Raw genomic sequence first — 20556 nt, forward strand, 5'->3', positions numbered from 1 at the left:
CTTCAGGAAGCCACCGTGGGAAAATGTGGTGACCATGAAATGTCATATCATTGAACGCGAGGAAGGATTGGAGATTACCGTTCACGATGCGGGGCCAAACGCGGGGAAGTTGCTCGAAGCATTCGGCGTTTGTCAGGAAAGGAAATGCGAATGCTCCGCAACGCAGCGTGAGAAACTGGCATCTATTGACGTGGCCTCCCACAGAAACAGCGTTGTGCTGACACTCAAACCGAAAGAGGGCGAGACGCTGGATAGAGACGAGATTGAAGACTGCCCGGACTTTACCCTGTCGGCGGTCAACTGACGGATGTTAGAAGGTCAAAGGGAGTAGTTTTCTGAACCCCAATCCGAGGTAGACGGCTCGCACATTCCGAAGATCTGTCTCGAGGTAGAATTCATCTTCATATCCTACCGTTATCAGGAATCGATTTCCCACATCCGTATTCAGTTCCGCTGACAGCTCGTACCTTGTCAGGTTATCCTTTCCAGGGATAACATCGCTGATCTGATAGAAATATTCAAAATCGACGGCGAGGGAGGACCTCTTTATGTCCACGTCCCAGAACAATCCTCCTTTTAGATAGGATGTTTTCTGAGTATCGTGAAGATAATCCGACATGTCGTAGGATAAGGCGAGTTCCGTGGTAAGGTGAGTTTCAGGGACCTGGAACAGGAAAGCACCCACACCCTGATTGTAGTGGTAGCGGATGGTGAGTTTTGACCCGGAACTGTGACGCATAGATACGATGGTAAACGTGTAGAGTCTGGGGAATGCGTCGAATTTACGGCTCGACTTGTACCGAAGGGTGGCAAATGTCTCGCGTCTAATGAAGACTCCGAGAAGCCTCAAGTCATAGAACGTGTTCTCCCGGACCCGTTTTATTCGATAATAGCCCAGTCCACCCCACTCATCCAGGTGAGCCGTTCCGGCCCGACCATAGTGGGTCCAAACCGGCAATTCTTCCGGGATGTTGTGTGGAAATATGACCGCGGGCAGAAATAGAAAGGTGAGAATAAGTTGGCTTCTTTTGGCCAAACGGATACGACGCCTAGCTCTTGATCCGGTATCCTTTGTGAAAGAGAAACACACCCACGGCAGAAAAAAGAATTGTCATGGCCAGTGCAGCCATCAGGGAGACATGAAACGGTGAGTCTCCAACTCCCAGATCTGAATACCGGAGCCCATTGATGACATAATAGATTGGGTTGGCAAGCGAGAGGTTTCTCCAGAACCCTGGAAGCATGTTAATGGAATAGAAGACACCGCCCAGGAAGATAAGAGGTGTGATAAAGAAGTTGCCCATTGACGCAATGTTATCCCAGCTTTCCGCGACGATTCCCAGAATCAATCCGGCGCCGGAGAAGGCCCACGATACCATGAAAATGAAGAGGAATACGTAGATGGGGTGCTTCAGCGGCATCCCCACAATAATGATTCCCAGAAGCATCACCAGAATTCCATTGATAAAACCGCGAACGGCCCCACCGATGATAAAGGATAGGGAAAGCTCAAGACTGCTCAATGGGGTAATGAGGAGGTCCTGCATCTGCTGAAGAAGTTTCATCTGAAGAACGCTGGAGGAAGTGTTGTTGTATGCATTCGTAATGACGTTCATCATGATCAGCCCGGGGAGGATATAGACAGTATACGGAACTCCGTCAATGGATGAAATTCTTCGCTGAAGAGTGAGCCCGAAAATGATGATATAGAGTGACGATGAAATAAGGCCCGGAATCACCGTCTGGCGGTATACGGCAAGAAACCGGGTGATTTCCCTGACCATGAGTGTCCGAAATCCTATCCAGTTGACGTATCCCAGGAAGGATGACATGGTGGCTTTCTTATTCATTAATCGCTCTCCCCGTGAGGCTAACAAAGACGTCCTCAAGACTTGATTTGGCGATCTTTACCTCATGAATATGGCAACCGTCAGCGCTGAGAGCTTCAACGATCCGGGTGAGTTCTTTCGCCGGATTTTCCACGGTGAAAATGAGCCGTCCCCTATCCATTCCCGGCTCGTAGACAAAGTCGAGTTCAGACAGACGTGATTCCTGGTTGGTGTTCCACCCCGAAAGCTCCACTTCAATACTTCCTTTTCCAAGAGACCTGACAAGTCTTTCGGGTGTATCCTCGGCCACGATGGACCCGTCATTGATAATGGCCACCCGTTGGCACAATTGCTCCGCTTCCTCGATGTAGTGTGTGGTGAGGAGAATGGTCTTCCCTTCCTTATGAAGTCGCCTCAGATAGTTCCAGAGCATCCGCCGAAGCTCAACATCGACGCCAGCGGTAGGTTCGTCAAGAATGAGAATTTCGGGGTCGTTCACGAGTGATTTTGCGATCTGGAACCGCCGTTTCATGCCACCGGAGAGATGGCGAATCTTCGAATGACGTTTTCCATCAAGTCCGAATTGTTTCAAGACTTCATCAACTTTAGGCTGTGCCTGCTTTTTGGGAATTCCATAGTAGCCCGCCTGGAAAGAGAGGAGTTTTTCGATAGAGAAGAACCAGTCAGAAGTAAACTCCTGAGGTGATACCCCGATTTTGGATCGCGTGAAACGGTAGTTGCGTACAATATCCTTTCCCAAGACGTTTACCGAGCCCTGTTGGAGTTTCACGAGTCCCGTTATGATTCCAATGGTGGTGGTTTTCCCCGCTCCGTTGGGACCCAGAAGTCCGTAAAACTCTCCCTGTTGAATGGACAGACTGATCCCGCGGAGGGCGACCGTTTCTCCATACGATTTCCGCAGGTCCCGTACTTCTATGGCTGGCAGCATGGGGCCGAATTTAACGGTTACGAGTACGGAAATCAGGAGAAAATTCCCCTGAGGCATTAGGCGTTGCACAAACATGGTGGTGATGGTACATTAAACCTTACAGGTGAAAATCATCGCTGAATGAGAACGCGGTGGTGCTTAGACACGAGGGGTCATAAATGGTGCGAAGGATTGTCAGAACGCGTCTGCCTGCGCGGGGAGGCGCGTTTGAGCTCTACGCTTATGAGGAGGATACCGGTGGAAGAGTTCATCTGGCGTTGGTGAAGGGAGAAATCGGCACGGCTTCTCAAGTTCTTGTTCGAATCCATTCTGAATGTCTCACCGGGGATGTTTTTCACTCACTGAGATGTGATTGCGGGGAACAGTTGGATACCGCCCTGAAGAGGATTCAAGCCGAAGAGGCGGGCATTTTCATCTACCTGAGGCAGGAGGGTAGAGGCATCGGTCTCGTGGAGAAACTCCGGGCATACGAGCTCCAGGACAGGGGACTGGATACCGTTGAAGCGAATGCGGAATTGGGGTTCCAGGCCGATCAGAGAGATTATGAAGCGGCTGTTTCTATTCTCCATGATCTCCAGGTGACCTCTGTACGCCTGTTGACCAATAATCCGATGAAGGTGTCGGAATTGCAGTGTTCCACCATAAAAGTCAGTGAACGGGTTCCCCTGGAAACTCAGCCCAATCACGAAAACGCAAATTATTTACGTACAAAGCGTGACCGGCTGGGTCACCTGTTAGACTTGAGAGACTAATCATTCCGGACTTCCGGTCGGCGCCTTCCGACCTTATCAATAGTTGCTGGCTCTCCCTTCTCAAGCTGAAAAAAGAACTGCGATCCTCGAATGAGCCGGTGGAATTTTGCTCCTTCAGGTTCGGCGCAGACGAATCTGTCCGAATCAATTCTTTTGTCGACCTGCATCCTGACTGTCATCATGTTCTCGTGGTTGGCAGCGAAAGTGACACTCACCCGCCGGAAAGACGAAACAGGTATGAAGCCTGTTTTCAAACAGGCGTTCTCTCGGACCTGGAAGAGAGTGACAGTGGGAATCTTCCCCAGGAACTACTGCAGTTCATCAAGCTCTACGGACCTTACTGCTTTGCGGCCCAATCTTCGAACCGGCTTCGTCGATCTGTCGCCATCGTTCATTTTGCCCAGTCCCTGGACGGCCGGATCGCCACGACGACCGGTGCTTCCCGGTGGATCGGAAACAGGGAGAATCTGCATCACGCTCATCGCATGAGGGCACTCTGCGACGGTGTGCTGGTGGGCTCAGCGACCTTTTCGCGGGATAGGCCCAGGCTGACGGTTCGTCACGTTTCCGGCCGGAACCCCGTGAGAATCGTTGTCGGTTCCTCCCCCAAAGGCTTGAAGGGTGCGATGGATATTTCTCCCGACCCCGTGTGGCTCGTGGGCTACGAAGGAGAACCTATAAACGGGGATATTGAAGCAGTGGACGCCGGGAGATCGAAAAACGGAATCATCCCAGGAAAGGCAATTCTCAGGGCGCTGTACCGGAAAGGGCTCCATTCCGTCTACATTGAAGGGGGTGCCACGACTGCCTCTCACTTTATAAAGGATCATACTGTTGATGTTCTCCAACTGCATATCTCCCCCATGATTGTGGGCTCTGGTAAGGCGTCCTTTTCCCTCCCGGCGATTGAGGAAATTGCCGAAGCAAAGCGGTTTTCCGCCCATCGATGGTTCTCCATGGGTGACCATATCATGTTTGTGGGCTGGTTCCCGCACAATGAAGAGGGAAATTCCGAATGAGGCGGGCACGGGCATTTTGGCACCGGAGTGGCAAGAATTCTGCCATCGTGGAGGAAGATCTGAACGAGCCGGGGAGAGGTTGGTGCGAAATCGCAACTCTCTTTTCGGGTATCAGTCCAGGTACAGAAATGCTGGTTGCCCAGGGTCTCGTTCCTGAGGATCTGCGCGAAGAAATGGCATGTCCTTACATGGGCGGTCAGTTTCCGTTTCCCGTCAAGTATGGTTATTCCCTCGTGGGGGAAATTGTTCGCGGTGCCAAGGATCTCGTGGGCAAGGTTGTACATGTGCACCATCCCCATCAGGACTGGTGTGTTGTCAGGCGGAGCGACACGTTTGTCATCCCCGATGGAGTGCCCCCCAGGCGGGCAGTCCTGGCGAGTAACATGGAAACGGCGGTGAACGCCATATGGGACTCCAGGGTGAGCGTGGGAGATCGCGCTCTGGTGGTCGGCTTTGGGGCTGTCGGATCACTCGTCGCCAGGTTGCTGACTCTCATTGCGGAGGTCAGAGCCCAGATGGTTGACATAGATCCCGCCAAAGTGGATCTTGCAAGAACGATGGGGTTCAACGCACAGGTCCCAGAGGACGTCCACCCGGGTTTCGACGTGGCGTTCCATACGAGTGGAAACGGCGAGGGACTGCAAGTTGCCATTGACAAAACAGATTTCGAAGGTCGCGTAGTGGAAGTGAGCTGGTACGGATCCCGCTCCGTGGCACTCCGCCTCGGTGGAACGTTTCACAGTCAGCGCAAGAGAATAATCAGTTCCCAGGTGTCCGTTATCCCACCAGACCGCCACCGTCGTTGGGACACGCGTAGGCGGAAGAAACTAGTGTTCTCATTACTCGAGAGAGCTGAATTCGATGCTCACATCACTGATTCAGTTCCCTTTGTCGAACTGCCCAAAATCTTCCGGGACCTCCGTGGGGCCTCGCAGGTGGGGCTGGGGTACGCGGTTTGGTATGATCAACAGGAAGGGGTTTAAAGGATGTTCAGTGTAACCGTTCGGGATCAGATGCTGGTGGCTCATTCCCTCAAGGGACAGGTATTTGGAAAGGCCCGAAATCTTCACGGCGCCACCTATGTCGTGGAGGCTGAGTTTAAAAGGTCTGAATTGGACGAAAACAACACGGTCATCGACATGGCTTTGGCTTCGAAGATCCTGAGAGAAGTGATTTCTCCACTCGATTACCAGAATCTGGATGATCTTGACCAATTTCGCTCCCAGACCACCACGGCCGAATTTCTTGCTAGCTATATTCACGATGAGATGGTGGGTCGAACCAGGCTGCATTTTGACGGCAGACTAAAGATTACGCTTCGTGAATCCTCTCAGACCTGGGCCAGTTTTGAAGGAGAAGTCAAATAAGTGGCCGTCAGTTTTCTCGTTCCATATATGCATAAACTTCCGACCGGGGGCAATATCTACAACCGGCGGATCATAGAGTATTTGACTGAACAAAGTGATTTGGATGTGAAAATCGTGAAGCAGAAATCAGGCGGTTCGATTGCCTATGGGCCAGAATCTGGTGCGTCACGAAATTCTCTGAATGTTGTTGATAGCCTTCTCATGAAGGAGGGAGACAGTCTCAAGTTGGCCAGACGGAAGAATGACTATTCAAAATGGATCCTCATGGTTCACTATCTGCATCTTCTGGATCCGTCGAGAGCCGGTTCGCGGCAGGCCAAACGGGAAGAGACCTTTCTCCCCATATTTGACGGGTTTGTGGTTACCAGCCGATACTCCAGGAGACGTCTCGAAGGGGCGGGCATCCCTGAAGAAAAAATCGCCGTGATCCAACCCGGTCTGGAATCCCGATACAGGAATTCCGTAGAATCTCGTGCAAAAACCGGCAGATGCCGTCTCCTCACGGTCTCCAACATTCTGCCTGGGAAAGGACTCGTTGAACTTGTTGGGATTCTCGAAGGCATGACTCGCGTCCCCTGGAGATGGGATCACGTGGGAGACGCCTCACTTTATCCAGAGTATGGGAAAAGCTTTTACCGTCGACTGCAGACTTCGTCGGTCCGGGAACATATTCGACTTCACGGTTCGCTTCCACCCGGCAGGCTTCTGGAAAGATATGACAGGAGCCACCTTTTCGTGGTGCCCTCAACGTTTGAATCCTGCAGCATGGCAACCATGGAAGCTATGGCAAGGGGCCTGCCGGTTATCGCATTCAGGGTGGGGGGCCTTCCGGAGGTTGGGGACGGAGCGGCACGGCTGATTTCCGCAGGTGATCTTTCGGCGTTTTCGCATGCTGTGTGTGAACTGATAAAGAATGAGGACGCACGCCGCAGTCTGAGCCGGAAAGGGTTGAACGCCAGCAAGGATTTCCCTTCGTGGCGGGAGACAGGAGAGAAGTTTGTGGAGTTCATCTCAACGTTTCAGTAACCGGATTCCTGCGCTGGGGCGGGAGTCATATGATGGACGCAGGTGTGGAACGGGAGCGGATCAAGAAGTGGTTTGACCGCAGATATGCCGAAAAAGGTTTACGGAGCATGCGGTCCTATGAGGCGTATCCTGTATTCCTGGATCATTTAAGCGTGCAAAGTGAGGAAAGACTTCTGGACATGGGTTGTGGAACGGGTTTTCTTCTCAAGGAGGCGTGCGACAGGGGACTGGAAAGCTACGGTGTCGATCTTTCCCCCGAAGCCATTAGGCTCTCAAAGGGAGTTTCCCCCCGGGCACACCTTTCCCTTGGCATGGGAGAACACCTCTGTTTTGAAGACAAATCCTTTGACTATGTGACCTGTATCGGCACTCTGGAGCATTTCGTGGATATGGAGAAAGGTCTTCGGGAGATAAGGCGGGTGGCAGGAGAAAATGCCAGGTTTTGTTTCATGATTCCCAACAGCGATTCACTGCTATGGCGGATTTCATCGTTCCTGGGAACTTTGAACGATGACAGTAACGAAAATGGTTGCTCCCTGAAGAGCTGGAGCAAGTTGTTCTCCGATAACGGTTTTGAGATAATCGTCGTACATCGCGATCGATGGTACATAAGGAAAATATTGAGTCTCATGTCTCCCGCGTCCTTCTCAAGGTTTGAGGAAATACTCCTGCGCCTGTTCAAGTTGTCCGTACCTCTGAAATTTGCGAATCAGCTGGTGTTTCTTCTCAAGAAGAAGAATGTCCGTATGCGGCTGAGACCTGCAAAACAACCGGACGGCATTAATGAGATTGGCCGGATGTACGACCGTCTGACTCGATTCACACTGTTGACAAACCTGGTGAGATCCGGCGACCTTTACGCAGGATTCGGCATGCACAAGATCCTGCGACCGCTCCGTGATTTTCTACAGGGTGGGGGTAAAACGTCAAGACTCACCTATCTTGAAGATCTCGCGCTGTCTCTCGTTGATTTGCCACCCGACCCTACTGTACTCGATGCGGGGTGCGGTTTCGGTGGAACTATATTTCGCTGGCATGAGCAGGTAGGAGGTGAATACGACGGGATCACGTTGAGCCCGGTCCAGGTGTCCATTGCCAGAAGGGAGGCTCGTCGCAGGGGCATCGATTCAAGTTGTCGATTTTACCTGAGAGATTTCGATGATCCGCTTCGGTCTCAATATGACGCCGTTATTGCGATTGAATCACTGATACACAGTCCGAACTTCGAAAGAACAATCGGATCAATCACGGGAGAATTGAAACCTGGAGGATACCTGGTGGCCGTTGATGACGTGCAGGCAGACGGTGGAGAAACCGGTTCCCACGGCGACGTGGATGCGCTGAAACAGTACTGGCAGCTTTCTGAGATACCTTCTGAGAAGGAATACCGGAGGGCATTTGATGAGAACGATCTGCGCCTGGTTCATGAGTTCGATCTGTCGGAACAGATTGAATTCACGGGCCCCCGATTAGTTTCAATTATTGATGCCATCTGTCGATTCCTGCACGCGACTGTTCCTGTCCTCTCAGTGCGATCGGTGCTGTCGGCCCAACTTGGGGGGTTCGCCCTCCAGCGTCTGTATGGGAGAAAGTTCATGCACTACAAACTCTTTGTGGGTGAAAAGCTGTCTGGTGTGTCGACGTCCGGGTAAGGTTTGCTGCCAGAGGCGAGAAGACCCCCCCGGAGGGCATTCAGATTGAAGATTCTTCCTATGGCGTCAGCTACCTGAAGTCCCATTCCTGTCAGCAGATGCATATCTCCCTTTGGAATGAATGTCCAGCAAGCGATGGAGACGCGCTCGAATCCTGCGTTGAGGAGAAAGAGCAGAAGTTCCTCACGGGTGAGAAATCTGTCGGTAGACAGGTGTCGCGTCTCTTTTCCCAATGCCGGAGCAATCCGGCTATACCAGACGTAGTCGCTGTTTGGCGTAAGGCAGAGAAATCTCCCGCCGGGCTTCAGTACCCTGTGAACATTCTTCAAAACCTTTGACTGGTCAACCATATGTTCCAGGGCTCCGACACACAATGCCACGTTAACAGATTGATCCGGAACCGTTCTCAACTCTTCACTATTGTCGAGTTGAAAAGTAACGTTCGGTCTGGGAAAAGAGGCAGCCAATCGCCGGTTTGCCGCTTCAATCATCGCGGGTGAAAAATCGATTCCCACACCTTTAGCCATGCCGTTACAGATGGCAAGGAGATGATGACCGGGACCACAACCAATATCCAGAACCACCCTCCCCGGGCGGATATTGGCTGCGGACTTGATGAGGGTTATGCGGTACCTGAGCAATTTCTCAGCATCCCCGTGTTGTTCCGTATAATTCCGGGCAGTGCTATCGAAGAAGGCACGTATGTCGGCTGGCGTATGGGCCGGCGTGGTTTTCAGTCGGTGCCGCCTACCGTTCATTGGCGAAGGACGGAGAGGGGAAGACCGTCGGGGAGATACTCAACGGTGCCGTTATGATTGACGAGCGATCGAATCACCATTGAGAAGACCGCTTCATGCTTGATGGACCCTGCCTGGTGAGGATCTTTGTAACCGCCGGGCACAAATCCGTAAGCCCCAAAAGAATTGATGAATCCCCGGTCCCTGGAAATAATGTGTATCGGGGTTTTGTGCCCGCTATCCGTCCCGGTTAATACGGGGGGCTGGTGATCTCCCATGATAAGGACAATGCTATTTTCTGGCGCCTTCTCCACCACGTAGTTGCCTATGACCTGGAATTGATAGCTTATGTGATCCACATAGTCCTCAGGCTCGAAGAGATCTTTGACCTTCAGAGTTTTCTTCACGTGACGCGCAACGCCTCTCCAGGTTCTCGGCCATTCGTAGTCGAGATTTGGAAATGGAACGTAATCACTGTAGCGAAATTCGGAATCGTTCAACACCGTCCAGTCGTCGAGATACGGGGGCAGGTCATACCATGGGGCGTGGGAGGTAACTGTCATGAAGGAAAAGAAGTAAGGCTGTTGAACTTCTCTCAGGTACTGTTCATGGGCGTAATTCAGGCTGTACTGGTCCGGAATCATTCCCCAGCCGTACTCCTCCGCGCCATAATTCAGGCTATCGTAGTATATCCACCTGTCGTAATCATAGAAGTTCTCATACATGTCAAATGAAAATCCCGGCCGGGGGCGCATGGTGGGTTGAAGGACAAGGGTCTGGTATCCCTGGTGTCTCAAAAAGCGAACGAGATGGTGATAATCAGGAATCCGGCGAATCAGTAGCCGGTAGAGAGCTTCACTGTCTATCCTGATCCCGCTTAGTACGGTTGCCATGCTGAGCCAGGATCTGCCCCCGCTGACGGGAGCGGCACTGTAGTTGGTGGTTGTGTACCATCCGTTTTCTGAAAGTTGTGTTTCCATACTTTTCATGAGTTCCAAGTATATGTTCCGGAGATCCGGGTGACTGGCCAGAATCTTGCCGTACGATTCCACCATAAAGAGATAAACATTTGGCTTTTCTTTTAATTCAAGTGCTTCAAAATGATAACCATCTGGTACCAGTGAATCACCCGACAATGGACTCAGCCCCCTTTTCGATTCCCAGACGTTCTGGACCGCACCTGGGGTGATGTACCGTGCAATGGGCCTGGGATCCTGAAAATCGTATCTGAAACCCATGAGGAAGATAAGGACCCAGAGCAACACCCCAGGGATGAGTGCTGGATATCTCAAAGGGAAACGGCTCAGGTTCTCACCTATCGATTTGAACGCGTGGTGAATGAGGGTTATCAAAAGCGATCCCCAGAATAGTGTTCGTACCATGGAATCGAAAAGCTTCCAGGACCAGATATCTGACACGAGATAAATGCCATCCTTGAGGAGCAATATGTCGCTGTAGATGACAGGCTCCTGACCGAAAATTACCAGGGACGCGGCTGCATAAACCTGATATGCAAGAAGCAAGAAATACCAGACGGTAAACATCCTTCTGATGGGATGATACCATCGTGTACGCGCAAGCAGGGCCAGAACTGTTATCATGAAGTAGAAATCCACGGAAACACGAAAAAAATCCGGATTCTCTCTGATCAAGAAAAACACGAGGAGATCGTACCACCCTCTTGGCCGGTCGGAAGGAAGAGCGGGGATAACGGTCCCACTTTTTGCGATGAGCAAGGGCAAGAACAGGAGCGTATTGAGAAGAATGACAGATCCCCAGAACGCCGCCCCACGATTCCTATACCGCCCAAGCCTTTTCCCTTGATCCCGTATCCATCCCAAAAAGCGGCCGAGCGGCGTGTTCTTCAGAGTTACAGAGGGATTTACGGTCTTTCCCAGAAGGATAAAGACGGCGGTGAACAGGATGGGATTGCGTAACTGTGTGGCGGAGACTTGCAGCTCACCAAGGTGGAAACGAAAGCCACCCAGAAGAAGGATGTGGACAAAGACCGCGAAGTAAAGAAGCGCGAGAATATGGAAGACGGCTGCGACCCGCTGTCTCATTTGTTGCTGCGGACTGCTCGTGCTATTCCGGTGAGAAGACCTGCCTGAAATCGCCTGCAAAAGAATAGATAAGGATGAGTGTAGCCAGTCCGGCAATGGGATCCCTTATGGGGGGAAGGGGGAGGAAACAAATGAGCAGTCCCACCATGGCCATAATGTAGATGACGCGGGCCGTCTGGGATTTACGTGCTGTGAGAATCTCGGGCCTGACCAACCACCGCAGGACAACCAGAGCGTAGCGAAGCATTCCCGCCACCAGGATCCAGGGTGCAAGCAATCCGTGAGATATGGCCAGCAGACAGAGGATCAAGAGAAAGAAGGCATCTGTCTCCTTATCGAAGTAGTCGCCGAAATGGGACCTCCGGTCGAGGCGTCTGGCAATCCACCCATCAAAGCCGTCTGCCCCCACCAGCAGGAGGCCGATTACGGTGATCAATGAGGTGGGAACCATCGATAAGAGTAATATCCCAATGAGGCGGAGGAGGGTCACCGCGTTGGCCATGCCCAGAGATTTCCTTTCGGTCCATCTGTTCCAGTGCAAAAGGATTAACGCAAAAAAGGAAACACCCCCGGCGGCAAATACGAGCCACGGTTGATGGATCGACAGCGCAAGCAGTGCGGTCAGCGAGAGAAGTGCAGCATGGTAGTTGGTCCATCGTAGGAGGAGATCACGTTCCCTGGACGTGGCGAACCCAGCCTCGGAATTGTGAGTAGTCTCCAAACCTGTCTTATGGTGTCACTGTCGACGGGTTACTGGCTGGGAGGTAAGGGGTTCGAGGTAGGCGGCACCGAAAACGCCCGCGGAGTCTCCCAGTTCGTTTTTTACAATAGGCGTCTTAAGAGTCTCGTTAAAACAGTACTTTTCCACATATTTGGGACCTTCAGAATAGAGAAAATCGATATTGGAAACACCCCCACCAAGAACGATAATATCCGGATCCAGGATATTAACGACATTGGATACCGCCATGCCGAAGTCGTCCAGGAATTCTTCTTTCCACTGTCGTGGAGGATCTTGTGCAATTTCTTTCAGGGGCTTCTTTTCTCCTGCTAGTTCGGCATACCGCTTCTCAAGAGCCGGTCCGGATATGTATGTCTCCACACATCCAAGCTTGCCGCAGTAACATAGATTGCCTCCCGGGTGGAGAATAGTATGTCCCCATTCTCCCGCAAGATACTGATGTCCCTTGTGGACTTTCCCATTGAAAGAGATTCCTCCTCCCACGCCTGTTCCCATAATGACTCCGAAGACCACAGAGCAGCCTCTGGCCGCTCCCAGGGTTGCTTCTGCCTGTGCGAAACAGTTGGCGTCGTTACCCAGAAGGACCGGTCGACCTACAATGGCTTCGATGTCCTCCTTGATGGGTTGACCGACGAGGCAGGGCGTGTTACTGTTTTTCAATCTGTCCGTGGCGGCTGAGAGCGCCCCCGGCGTACAGACTCCCACGAAGATATCATCGTTGAAGCTGCCGGTTAGTTCGGCGAACAGATGTCTAATCTGATCCATGATATGCTTGTACCCAAGTGAAGCTTCCGTGGGAACTCGCTGGCGCTTCAAGGACTTTCCGTCACGGTCGATGATGACCCCTTCAATCTTGGTCCCACCTATGTCAATACCCATGCGCATCTTCTGCAGGCTGTATCAGCAGGTAGGGAAAATACGGTGACGCCTGTCGTTTGTCAATGATTCCTCCAGCTGGCCGCTGCGCGTAGAATGCTGTGGAGATTGTCAGATCTGAACAATACTTCCGGAACTACCGTTGCTTGCAAACCCGGTCCCTCGAAATTCTCCTCGTGAAATCATCCAGGCCATTTCTTTTATTCTTTGTCTCTTCTTTGTCGCATATTTCATCAGCGACGATTCTCCACAGGATCTTGAGATTTTCGTCTCCCGATCAAATCGGGAAAAGGGACAGTAAGAAAAAATTAAAGTTGTCTCTGACCGTGTTCCCTATTCCCGCGAGGATGAACGAAACTCGCCGCCCATTTTCCGGGTGGCAGTCGTTCTTATTGAAAACTCATGAACAAATTGGGTACTAAACCACAAACTTTTATATGCCTCCCCAGCTGACGCCGGGGGAGTGTGAATACGGGTGGATGGCGATAAATCAAGGAGTGTTCCGCCTGGGTTAGGAGTCGAAAACGGAGGGGATGAGACACCGAACGTTGCAGGAGAGGATTTGAGGGAAAGTCAGTCTTTCTTTTCCTCTGTGGGAAAGCCGATCTTTCGTTCGAATGGGGAGGGGAAATCGAACCCTTCCCTTTTGGGGAAGTGGATAAGGGTGGCCACGTTCCGCCACGGAACGTGAATAGAAGCATCGAATCGCTCTCTCCTGACCTTACTCGCAGGCAGAGGTTTGCCCTTTTGGTCCTCTGAAACTACTATCTCAAAATTGGGATGTTCAAGCCAGACACCGAATTCATCATATCCCAGAATTCTGCTGTAGAACATATTCTTTGAGATTCCCACGTCGGTCAGGAGTCCTTTCTCATTCAGGACCACCAGGACAATGTCATTGATCGTGTCTTCAATCGTCATCACTTCCATGACTTCCTCCGCTGATGGGGCAATTTAGAAATAGATCTCAGGAAGATCAGCTGTTTTCTGATGTGCGACGGGAGGCGTTCCAGACGCCATCCAGGCCAATGCCCCAGCCGCTCCGGTATTCGGTACGGGGCATGCAGAACAACGCTCACCATCAGAGGGACGATTTCATTCCGTCGTCTCATCAAAGAACCAACTTCCCCACGAGGACGCCCAGAAGTATTCCACCCAGCGCGTCGACGACGTAATGATTTCCCACATATACCTGACTGTAGGCAGAGACCAGGCCAAAAACAGCGGCTGGGATGGTCATTTTCGGGTAATGAGTACTCACCCACGTGGCAAAGAGGGCGGAAGATGCAACATGTCCCGATGGGAAGGAGGGCGTTATTCGCGTGTTCCAAAGACGGGGCCGATAGCGCCTCTCCGGACGCTCTCGCCCGATGGTATACTTCAGCACACCGATGGTCGTATAGGTCATGACAGCGGCCAGGGCGGCACGGTTGAGAGACAGGTCACCGGATTTCCCCAGGCCATAGGTTAAGGCATATTCGAAGACAGGAGTGGTTAGGGCGACGGTTTCCATGGCATAGTCGAGCAACGGACGCGTGTTGTCCCCCTGAATTCTCTTCGACATTTGAGCATCCCCGCACTCGATATCTATGGCCGCGCAGAAAGACGTGAAGATCCAGATGAGTGTCATATACTTGGGCAGACTCATTACACCTCTATCATTCTCAAGAAATCTTCTTCTGACAGCACATCAATTCCCAATTCTCCTGCCTTCTTCAGTTTCGTACCGGTACCGGGTCCTGCCACCAGATAGTCGGTTTTCTTGCTCAACGAATTGGATGCTTGTCCTCCCAGTTTCCGGACCCGTTCTTGTGCCTCCTGTCTGGTGAAGTTTTGGAGAGCCCCGGTGAAAACAAACGTTTTGTTCGACAACTGAGCTTTTCTTTCTCGTTGTTCAGGAGGTGCCAGTTGGACTCCTCCATCGAGACAGTCTTGAATCACTTTCCGGTTTTCCTCGTTTGCGAAGAAAGTGAGGATGGATTCCGCCACGATAGGCCCCACCTCGTCAATGGACTCCAACCGGTCAAAATCGGCCTTCATTAGAGCGTCCAGGGTCTTGAATTCCCTGGCGAGTATCCAAGCCAGGTGTTCCCCCACATTGCGGATCCCCAGTCCGTAGACAAAACGGGCCAGTGTGGTTTTACGGCTTAGATCGATGGCGCTGATGAGATTACGCGCAGATTTCTCCGCCATCCGTTCCAGCGAAGCGACATCGTCCAGTTTCAGGTAGAACAGGTTGGCAAAGCTCTCTACCAGTCCCGTCTTTACCATCTGATGAACAAGTTTTGTTCCCAGGCCGTCGATGTCCATGGCCAGTTTGGAGGCGAAGTGCTGGATTCGTCCCCGCACTTGCGCGGGACAGGCGACATTCTGGCAACGCATTGCAGCTTCCTCCTCGAGTCGGACCACCTTCCGTCCGCAGACAGGGCATGCCGTGGGGAGGCGATACCGCTTCGTGCGGTATGGCCGTTTGGACCTGATGACCTTAACCACTTCCGGAATCACGTCTCCCGCCCGTTGAACGAGGACCGTGTCCCCGATGCGGACGTCCTTCCTGTCAATTTCATCCTGATTATGGAGGGTGGCCCGGCTCACCATAACGCCTCCAACATTAGCGGCTCTCAGGTGGGCAACGGGCGTGATCGTCCCCGTTCGCCCCACCGACGCCTCGATACTTTCCACAACGGTAGTGGCCTGTTGAGCCTTGAATTTTCCGGCGATCGCCCACCGGGGGGAGCGACTTCGAATGCCCAGCCGTTCCCGTTGGACGAAACTGTCCACCTTCACCACCACACCATCAATTCCGTATGGAAGTGTTTCCCGTTCTTCCTCCCACTTCCGAAAGTATTGAATCACCTCATCAACGCCGTGTTTAACTTCAATGTTGGGGCTAACGGGCAGCCCCCATGCTCTGACCTCCTGGAGGGCTTTCCAGTGCGTGGAAAATGAAAACTCTTCCATCTGCCCCAGTTCATAGCAGAGGAATCTCAGTGGACGCCTCGCTGTAATGGAGGAGTCGAGCTGACGGAGGCTTCCGGCAGCAGCATTGCGGGGGTTGGCAAAAGGGGGTTCTTCCTTCTTTAACCGCCTTTCGTTAAGTCGGAGAAATCCCCCCTTTTCCATGAAGACCTCCCCTCGGACCTCCACGAGCGGAGGGACAGGAGAGCTGCCAGCGGAAGGAACAAATCCTTCCCTCAACCCGAGTGGTATCGATGGAACGGTGCGAAGATTCTGCGTAATGTCTTCACCCGTGATGCCGTCTCCCCTTGTGGAGCCGGTGGTAAGCAATCCGTCTTCGTACACAAGTTCCACCGCCAGACCATCCAGTTTAGGTTCAGCAACGTAGGATACGTCCCCTTTAATCCCGAGCCCCCTTCGAATTCGGTCATCGAAGGCGCGGAGTTCCTCTTCATTCATAGCATTTTCCAGGCTGAGCATGCGGAGTTGGTGGGTAACGTTTCCGAATTCGTCGAGGGGACGTGCTCCCACCCGCTGGGTTGGGGAATCTGGAGTTATCCACTCCGGGTGCTTCTTCTCGAGCTCCTGGAGAGTTCGGAAAAGTGCATCGTATTCGGAATCGGAAATGTCCGGATCGTCGAGGACGTGGTATTGATAATTATGATACTCAATCTGGCGTTTCAAGTCCTCAATTGTTTTTCTCGTGCGCGTCATCGTTCACGATCCCGCGCTTCGTAGTATTTTATGGGATCCACGAGGCGAAGGGTCACGGGCACGATCTTGCCTGACGTATCCAGAGGAGTGGCATGGAGACCAAAGTTCTTTTCTGTGGCTGTGAAGAAGTATGTGATGGTATTGGAGGGAAGATTCTGGGGATCGTACCGGAAGCGAAACCGTCCCCTGTATTTCTCCAGCGGGAGGGCCTGAAATTGCAGGGAACTGTCCGTTTTGAAAAATATGGAAGCAGATTCCAGTGAATCCGGAGGAATATCGATGAACAATTCAAGGAAATAGGGACGGCCCTGAAAGAAAGGTGAGGGGGCCACGTGAAAAAGCTTGCCTGTCAAAGGAAATGTTCTGAGAAGAAGACTGTCCGTGGATTGGGGAAGAAGTGTGGACAGCAAAAAAATGACGGAAATCAGATATCCTGGCACAACAGCTGGGGAAGAAACTCTACGTTGTCAATTCTGATACGCAATCCTCAATGGAGAAATCGACTCTATGATCAAAGTGAAATGTGTTGTGGACGTAGTCATCATGATCGCCGGCGTGATAAAGGGAGCGGTAATAGTCTTTCCGCCTTGAAATGTCCTCAACGGCTTCAATAAGGGTCACGACATCTTCTGCGGTGGAGTAGATAGCAAAGCTTGCTCTCACCATTCCCCGTTTCCGGTGGAAAACCTTATCCATATCCTCCAGGGCCGTTTCATCAGCCATTTCCAGGAGATCCTCCATGATCATTTCCTTCACGTACGGGTGGGCACAGAAGCAATGATTACGGACAGAGATATTGAAATAGTCATTCAGGATAGCAGCCACAAGACCGTGATCCAGCCCCTTAACGTTGAAAGATACGGACGCCACCCTTGCACACAGGTCAGGATCGGGTTCACCATAGATGCTTACGTCAGGAATCTGCCCCATTTTTTCCAGGACCTCGCATATGATTTTGTCTTCCTCGTTTCGGAGGAGTTCCATTCCGATGCGATCCAGCACATCCACGGCGGCTGCCAGGCCGATGGCTCCCGAAATGTTCGGCGTTCCGGCTTCCTCCCTGTCGGGAAAAGTTTCCTTTACTTCGTACCGATCCACAAAGACATGTTCAACCATTCCTCCCCCCACTTCCTCTGGTTCCGTCTCACTGAGAAGGTCTCTGCGGGCGATGACGACCCCAGGTGATCCCGGCACATATATTTTGTGCCCCGAAAAAACAAGAGCGTCAATGTTCTGACTTGGTTTTCCGGGAATTTCCATTGCAACGGGTGTATGGGCGAGAAGCTGAGCCCCATCCACCAGAATGAGTGCCCCGTAAGTGTGGGCGAGTTCCGCAGCCTCGTGGATAGGATTGATGATACCTGTGACGTTACTGACGCCGGTGAGTGCAACGTAGTTTATCTGCCCTTCGTTTTCTTTGAGAATTCTCTCGAGAGCTTCCAGTGAAAGACATCCCATTCCTCCGGGGCTTTCCTCCACAGGAACGTGAAGGATCTTCTTCATGTGTTTTCGGTGAGGCAGGTCATTGGAATGATGCTCCATAATGGAGACCACAGCCGTATCACGGTCGGGACGAATATCTCTGAACACGCGCGCCATTCGATTAATACCCGCAGTCGTCCCACTGCCGGTAAAAAAGCAGGTGTAGTTGTCTGGACTGGCACCCGCAAACGACAGAATGCGGTCGTGGGCCCAGGCATATTCCCGTGTGGCAATCTTGGCACCGAAGTGCAACAGGCTGTGAGTATTGGCGTAGTGACTATAGAAACGTTCAATGACATCGTGAGCCGTTCTCATCATAAGGGTCGAGGCTGACGAATCGAGATAGATCCGGCGGGACTTTTCTCCTGTCGCCAGGATATAGGCCGTGTCTAGCCCTATGAAATCTTTACGGATCTTCCGGTACAGAGCAGCGCTGGAGAGAGCTGCCTTATTCATGATTTCGCAATTTAAGGGAGAGCCCCGTCAGGAGCAATTCCAAAGGTCCACGATTTTTCAAATGCTATGCACTTCTTGTACCACTGCTCGTAGGTGATGCGACGGTGAAGGTAATGATCGGCGGTGCATTTGGCATTTCCTGTACAGATGACAGGCGACGTGCCGCGGACTGTGGAATGGATGACGGCAACGAAAAGTTCGGGACCTTTCGCAAAATATTGACTCAGGTTGAGCATGGCGCTGAAAGCCAGAGCAAGTCCCTGAGTCTCCTTGTTCCGGTTTACCCGGATATCCACCTGGAATACTTTTCCCCGCTGAGGATGGTGGTAAATGTTAGCTCCAAGGAATTGGGACTGGAGCCCCTCTGAATTGACAGGCTGCATCCGTTTGAAATAGTGTGGAGTCATGGCCATAATCTGTTGGTCGGAAAATCTTGGCCGGCCGGCAGACGCAGGGCATAGACTGACCAAGAGAACCGCGGTGAATATGGAGTCTCTAATGATCGATTCTTGCATCAATCTTCTTCCCCCAGACTAAGAACAACGTTCCGGTAATCACCCCGGAGATGGCGTCAATTACGTAGTTGAAGGTACACAGAACCGTTGAGATTAGAATTACGAAAAGCCATAGCAAGAATACAATCCTCAATTCAGGGAAAAAGCGGATACCGTAACTGGTGGCAATGATGGATGCTGCGGCGTGGGTACTGGGGAAGGCCGCTCCCCCCTGGTCCATCGTTGCGTAAAGAAAGTTCATGAGGGGGATGAAAAGGAATCCGGGAGGTATAACCTGTCCCCTGAGGGATGTGGGTCCCGAAGCAGGGAAGAGGATGGCGATCCAGAAATGGACGAACAGGGTTATCATGAGAACAAAGATGTATTCCCCGACACTTTCTCGATGTTTTGTGTGAGCTATCATGGCAGGGATCCAGAGCAGGAAGAAAAAACTGAAATACGCACCATGCAGGAATTCGAGACTGGGTACGGACAAGCCCAGAGGTACGGTAAAGTAGAATCGTTGAGGAAAGAGGGCTGTTTCCCATAAAATGAGTGAGCCGTCCAGGCCGGTGGGAATAACGCTATGCCGCAGCATCCCTGTTTCCGGATAGAACCACAGAAGCAGGATGAGGGGATACCATCGGTGCAACCACCTCACGTCCCTTGACGACACGAACCAGGTCACGGCAGAAATGAAAAGATGGATCCCGAGGAGTTCCGGCCAGTTCGGGAGTTTTCCATGGGACAGCGCGATGTGAACGGTAATGGTGGTATTGTAGAGGAGCACGACTCGATCCGTGTTGTTGAACGAGGGAGCCATTACTGGATCCACCCCGTCTCCCGATACCATCCAATGGCCTCATGAAAGCCGTGCTCCAGGGTTTTCCCGGGAACGAATCCCAGTTCCTGCTGCGCCTTCGTTCCGTCGCAGAGCCAGGCACGCTGTGACAATTTTTTGTACTCTTCGAGGTTGATCCGAAATTGGCGCTGTGTGAGTCGCTGACTTACTTCCATTGTCAAGGCAACCGGAAACGCGATACTCAAGGGGATCCGGATTCTTAGAGTCTTCCTGTCCAGAATTTCTGCCACCGTATCCTGAAGTTCAAACCACGTTCGTACCGGCGTTCCATCGTCCGCGTAATACAGTTCGCTTGTTCCCGACTCTTTTGTGGCCGAAAGCAGTAATAGTTCAACCAGGTCAGAAACATTGATGACCGTAACATACCGGTCCCTGGATCCCAGATTAATCTCTATCCCTTTTGCCACCAGACGGACAAAGTTGAGCACGCCCCTGTCCCTGGGCCCGTACACCAACGGGGGGCGGATGGCGACAACGTTGAGTTTGTCCTTTGCAGAAAGTACGGACTGTTCCCCGGCGTATTTCGATTTTCCGTAGGCGTTGATGGGGAGACTCGGATCCTCTTCCGTTAGAGGGTG

22 protein-coding genes are annotated in these 20556 nt (G+C 52.0%); 7 read left to right on the forward strand and 15 right to left on the reverse strand.

The window, feature by feature from the left end:
* Positions 1-34 precede the first annotated feature (34 nt).
* Positions 35-304 carry a hypothetical protein gene (locus V3U24_06310; protein MEE9167055.1) on the forward strand — a complete coding sequence of 90 codons (270 nt, stop codon included), beginning with the start codon at positions 35-37 and terminating at the stop codon, positions 302-304.
* A gap of 6 nt (positions 305-310) precedes the next feature.
* On the opposite strand, the gene V3U24_06315 is transcribed toward V3U24_06310, so the two are convergent.
* From V3U24_06315 to V3U24_06325, 3 genes are read right to left on the reverse strand one after another with little or no spacing between them, the layout of a single operon-like run.
* A complete protein-coding gene (locus V3U24_06315) occupies positions 311-1036 on the reverse strand; it encodes a hypothetical protein (GenBank protein MEE9167056.1) in 726 nt (241 codons plus the stop codon).
* Positions 1037-1049: 13 nt separating this feature from the next.
* Positions 1050-1850 carry an ABC transporter permease gene (locus tag V3U24_06320; GenBank protein ID MEE9167057.1) on the reverse strand — a complete coding sequence of 267 codons (801 nt, stop codon included), beginning with the start codon at positions 1848-1850 and terminating at the stop codon, positions 1050-1052.
* Complete coding sequence (locus V3U24_06325) at positions 1843-2835, reverse strand: ABC transporter ATP-binding protein (GenBank protein MEE9167058.1); 993 nt, start codon at positions 2833-2835, stop codon at positions 1843-1845. The genes V3U24_06320 and V3U24_06325 overlap by 8 nt, the downstream gene beginning before the upstream one ends.
* Before the next feature lie 101 nt (positions 2836-2936).
* On the opposite strand from V3U24_06325, the gene ribA reads away from it, so the two are divergent.
* From ribA to V3U24_06355, 6 genes are all read left to right on the forward strand, one after another.
* The gene (gene ribA, locus V3U24_06330) at positions 2937-3530 is read left to right on the forward strand and encodes a GTP cyclohydrolase II (protein MEE9167059.1); all 594 of its coding nucleotides are present in this window, start codon (positions 2937-2939) and stop codon (positions 3528-3530) included.
* A 98-nt stretch (positions 3531-3628) separates the two neighbouring features.
* Positions 3629-4549: a RibD family protein gene (locus tag V3U24_06335; GenBank protein ID MEE9167060.1), complete on the forward strand. Its 921-nt coding sequence runs from the start codon at positions 3629-3631 to the stop codon at positions 4547-4549.
* Entirely contained in the window at positions 4546-5532 is a 987-nt protein-coding gene (locus tag V3U24_06340) for a zinc-binding alcohol dehydrogenase (protein ID MEE9167061.1), read from the forward strand. Before V3U24_06335 ends, V3U24_06340 begins: the two co-directional genes overlap by 4 nt.
* Before the next feature lie 3 nt (positions 5533-5535).
* Positions 5536-5916 carry a 6-carboxytetrahydropterin synthase gene (locus V3U24_06345; GenBank protein MEE9167062.1) on the forward strand — a complete coding sequence of 127 codons (381 nt, stop codon included), beginning with the start codon at positions 5536-5538 and terminating at the stop codon, positions 5914-5916.
* Positions 5917-6942, forward strand: a complete 1026-nt coding sequence (locus V3U24_06350; protein MEE9167063.1) for a glycosyltransferase family 4 protein — start codon at positions 5917-5919, stop codon at positions 6940-6942.
* A 29-nt stretch (positions 6943-6971) separates the two neighbouring features.
* Positions 6972-8594 carry a methyltransferase domain-containing protein gene (locus V3U24_06355; GenBank protein ID MEE9167064.1) on the forward strand — a complete coding sequence of 541 codons (1623 nt, stop codon included), beginning with the start codon at positions 6972-6974 and terminating at the stop codon, positions 8592-8594.
* Here the strand turns inward: V3U24_06355 and V3U24_06360 are convergent.
* The 12 genes from V3U24_06360 to V3U24_06415 all read right to left on the reverse strand — a co-directional run.
* A complete protein-coding gene (locus V3U24_06360; GenBank protein MEE9167065.1) occupies positions 8543-9352 on the reverse strand; it encodes a methyltransferase domain-containing protein in 810 nt (269 codons plus the stop codon). The genes V3U24_06355 and V3U24_06360 overlap by 52 nt on opposite strands.
* Complete coding sequence (locus tag V3U24_06365; GenBank protein MEE9167066.1) at positions 9349-11394, reverse strand: sulfatase-like hydrolase/transferase; 2046 nt, start codon at positions 11392-11394, stop codon at positions 9349-9351. Before V3U24_06365 ends, V3U24_06360 begins: the two co-directional genes overlap by 4 nt.
* A 22-nt stretch (positions 11395-11416) precedes the next feature.
* On the reverse strand, positions 11417-12115 hold the full coding sequence (locus V3U24_06370; GenBank protein MEE9167067.1) for a CDP-alcohol phosphatidyltransferase family protein: 699 nt from the start codon (positions 12113-12115) through the stop codon (positions 11417-11419).
* A 15-nt stretch (positions 12116-12130) separates the two neighbouring features.
* Complete coding sequence (locus V3U24_06375; protein MEE9167068.1) at positions 12131-13021, reverse strand: ROK family protein; 891 nt, start codon at positions 13019-13021, stop codon at positions 12131-12133.
* A gap of 564 nt (positions 13022-13585) precedes the next feature.
* Entirely contained in the window at positions 13586-13942 is a 357-nt protein-coding gene (locus V3U24_06380; GenBank protein ID MEE9167069.1) for a hypothetical protein, read from the reverse strand.
* Positions 13943-14123: 181 nt separating this feature from the next.
* Complete coding sequence (locus tag V3U24_06385; GenBank protein MEE9167070.1) at positions 14124-14660, reverse strand: phosphatase PAP2 family protein; 537 nt, start codon at positions 14658-14660, stop codon at positions 14124-14126.
* On the reverse strand, positions 14660-16684 hold the full coding sequence (gene ligA, locus V3U24_06390) for an NAD-dependent DNA ligase LigA (GenBank protein MEE9167071.1): 2025 nt from the start codon (positions 16682-16684) through the stop codon (positions 14660-14662). Before ligA ends, V3U24_06385 begins: the two co-directional genes overlap by 1 nt.
* Positions 16681-17124 carry a hypothetical protein gene (locus V3U24_06395; protein MEE9167072.1) on the reverse strand — a complete coding sequence of 148 codons (444 nt, stop codon included), beginning with the start codon at positions 17122-17124 and terminating at the stop codon, positions 16681-16683. The genes ligA and V3U24_06395 overlap by 4 nt, the downstream gene beginning before the upstream one ends.
* Before the next feature lie 19 nt (positions 17125-17143).
* The gene (locus V3U24_06400) at positions 17144-18622 is read right to left on the reverse strand and encodes an aminotransferase class V-fold PLP-dependent enzyme (protein MEE9167073.1); all 1479 of its coding nucleotides are present in this window, start codon (positions 18620-18622) and stop codon (positions 17144-17146) included.
* An 11-nt stretch (positions 18623-18633) separates the two neighbouring features.
* Complete coding sequence (locus tag V3U24_06405) at positions 18634-19137, reverse strand: hypothetical protein (GenBank protein MEE9167074.1); 504 nt, start codon at positions 19135-19137, stop codon at positions 18634-18636.
* Positions 19118-19951, reverse strand: coding sequence for a phosphatase PAP2 family protein (locus V3U24_06410; protein ID MEE9167075.1), 834 nt, complete (start codon positions 19949-19951; stop codon positions 19118-19120). Before V3U24_06410 ends, V3U24_06405 begins: the two co-directional genes overlap by 20 nt.
* On the reverse strand, positions 19939-20556 hold a 618-nt coding region (locus V3U24_06415; GenBank protein MEE9167076.1), incomplete at its 5' end, for a sugar nucleotide-binding protein. The genes V3U24_06410 and V3U24_06415, both read right to left, overlap by 13 nt.

The sequence above is a fragment of the Candidatus Neomarinimicrobiota bacterium genome (assembly GCA_036476315.1).
In the GTDB taxonomy this organism is placed as follows: domain Bacteria; phylum Fidelibacterota; class Marinisomatia; order Marinisomatales; family S15-B10; genus JAZGBI01.

What these genes read in the sequence shown, in the direction of transcription:
- V3U24_06355 (MEE9167064.1), top strand. Translation starts at nt 6,972, where the DNA reads ATGATGGACGCAGGTGTGGAACGGGAGCGGATCAAGAAGTGGTTTGAC.
- V3U24_06325 (MEE9167058.1), bottom strand. Translation starts at nt 2,835, where the DNA reads ATGCCTCAGGGGAATTTTCTCCTGATTTCCGTACTCGTAACCGTTAAA.
- V3U24_06360 (MEE9167065.1), bottom strand. Translation starts at nt 9,352, where the DNA reads ATGAACGGTAGGCGGCACCGACTGAAAACCACGCCGGCCCATACGCCA.
- ribA (MEE9167059.1), top strand. Translation starts at nt 2,937, where the DNA reads ATGGTGCGAAGGATTGTCAGAACGCGTCTGCCTGCGCGGGGAGGCGCG.
- V3U24_06320 (MEE9167057.1), bottom strand. Translation starts at nt 1,850, where the DNA reads ATGAATAAGAAAGCCACCATGTCATCCTTCCTGGGATACGTCAACTGG.
- V3U24_06310 (MEE9167055.1), top strand. Translation starts at nt 35, where the DNA reads ATGAAATGTCATATCATTGAACGCGAGGAAGGATTGGAGATTACCGTT.
- V3U24_06345 (MEE9167062.1), top strand. Translation starts at nt 5,536, where the DNA reads ATGTTCAGTGTAACCGTTCGGGATCAGATGCTGGTGGCTCATTCCCTC.
- V3U24_06365 (MEE9167066.1), bottom strand. Translation starts at nt 11,394, where the DNA reads ATGAGACAGCGGGTCGCAGCCGTCTTCCATATTCTCGCGCTTCTTTAC.
- V3U24_06380 (MEE9167069.1), bottom strand. Translation starts at nt 13,942, where the DNA reads ATGGAAGTGATGACGATTGAAGACACGATCAATGACATTGTCCTGGTG.
- V3U24_06375 (MEE9167068.1), bottom strand. Translation starts at nt 13,021, where the DNA reads ATGCGCATGGGTATTGACATAGGTGGGACCAAGATTGAAGGGGTCATC.
- ligA (MEE9167071.1), bottom strand. Translation starts at nt 16,684, where the DNA reads ATGACGCGCACGAGAAAAACAATTGAGGACTTGAAACGCCAGATTGAG.
- V3U24_06385 (MEE9167070.1), bottom strand. Translation starts at nt 14,660, where the DNA reads ATGAGTCTGCCCAAGTATATGACACTCATCTGGATCTTCACGTCTTTC.
- V3U24_06400 (MEE9167073.1), bottom strand. Translation starts at nt 18,622, where the DNA reads ATGAATAAGGCAGCTCTCTCCAGCGCTGCTCTGTACCGGAAGATCCGT.
- V3U24_06405 (MEE9167074.1), bottom strand. Translation starts at nt 19,137, where the DNA reads ATGCAAGAATCGATCATTAGAGACTCCATATTCACCGCGGTTCTCTTG.
- V3U24_06340 (MEE9167061.1), top strand. Translation starts at nt 4,546, where the DNA reads ATGAGGCGGGCACGGGCATTTTGGCACCGGAGTGGCAAGAATTCTGCC.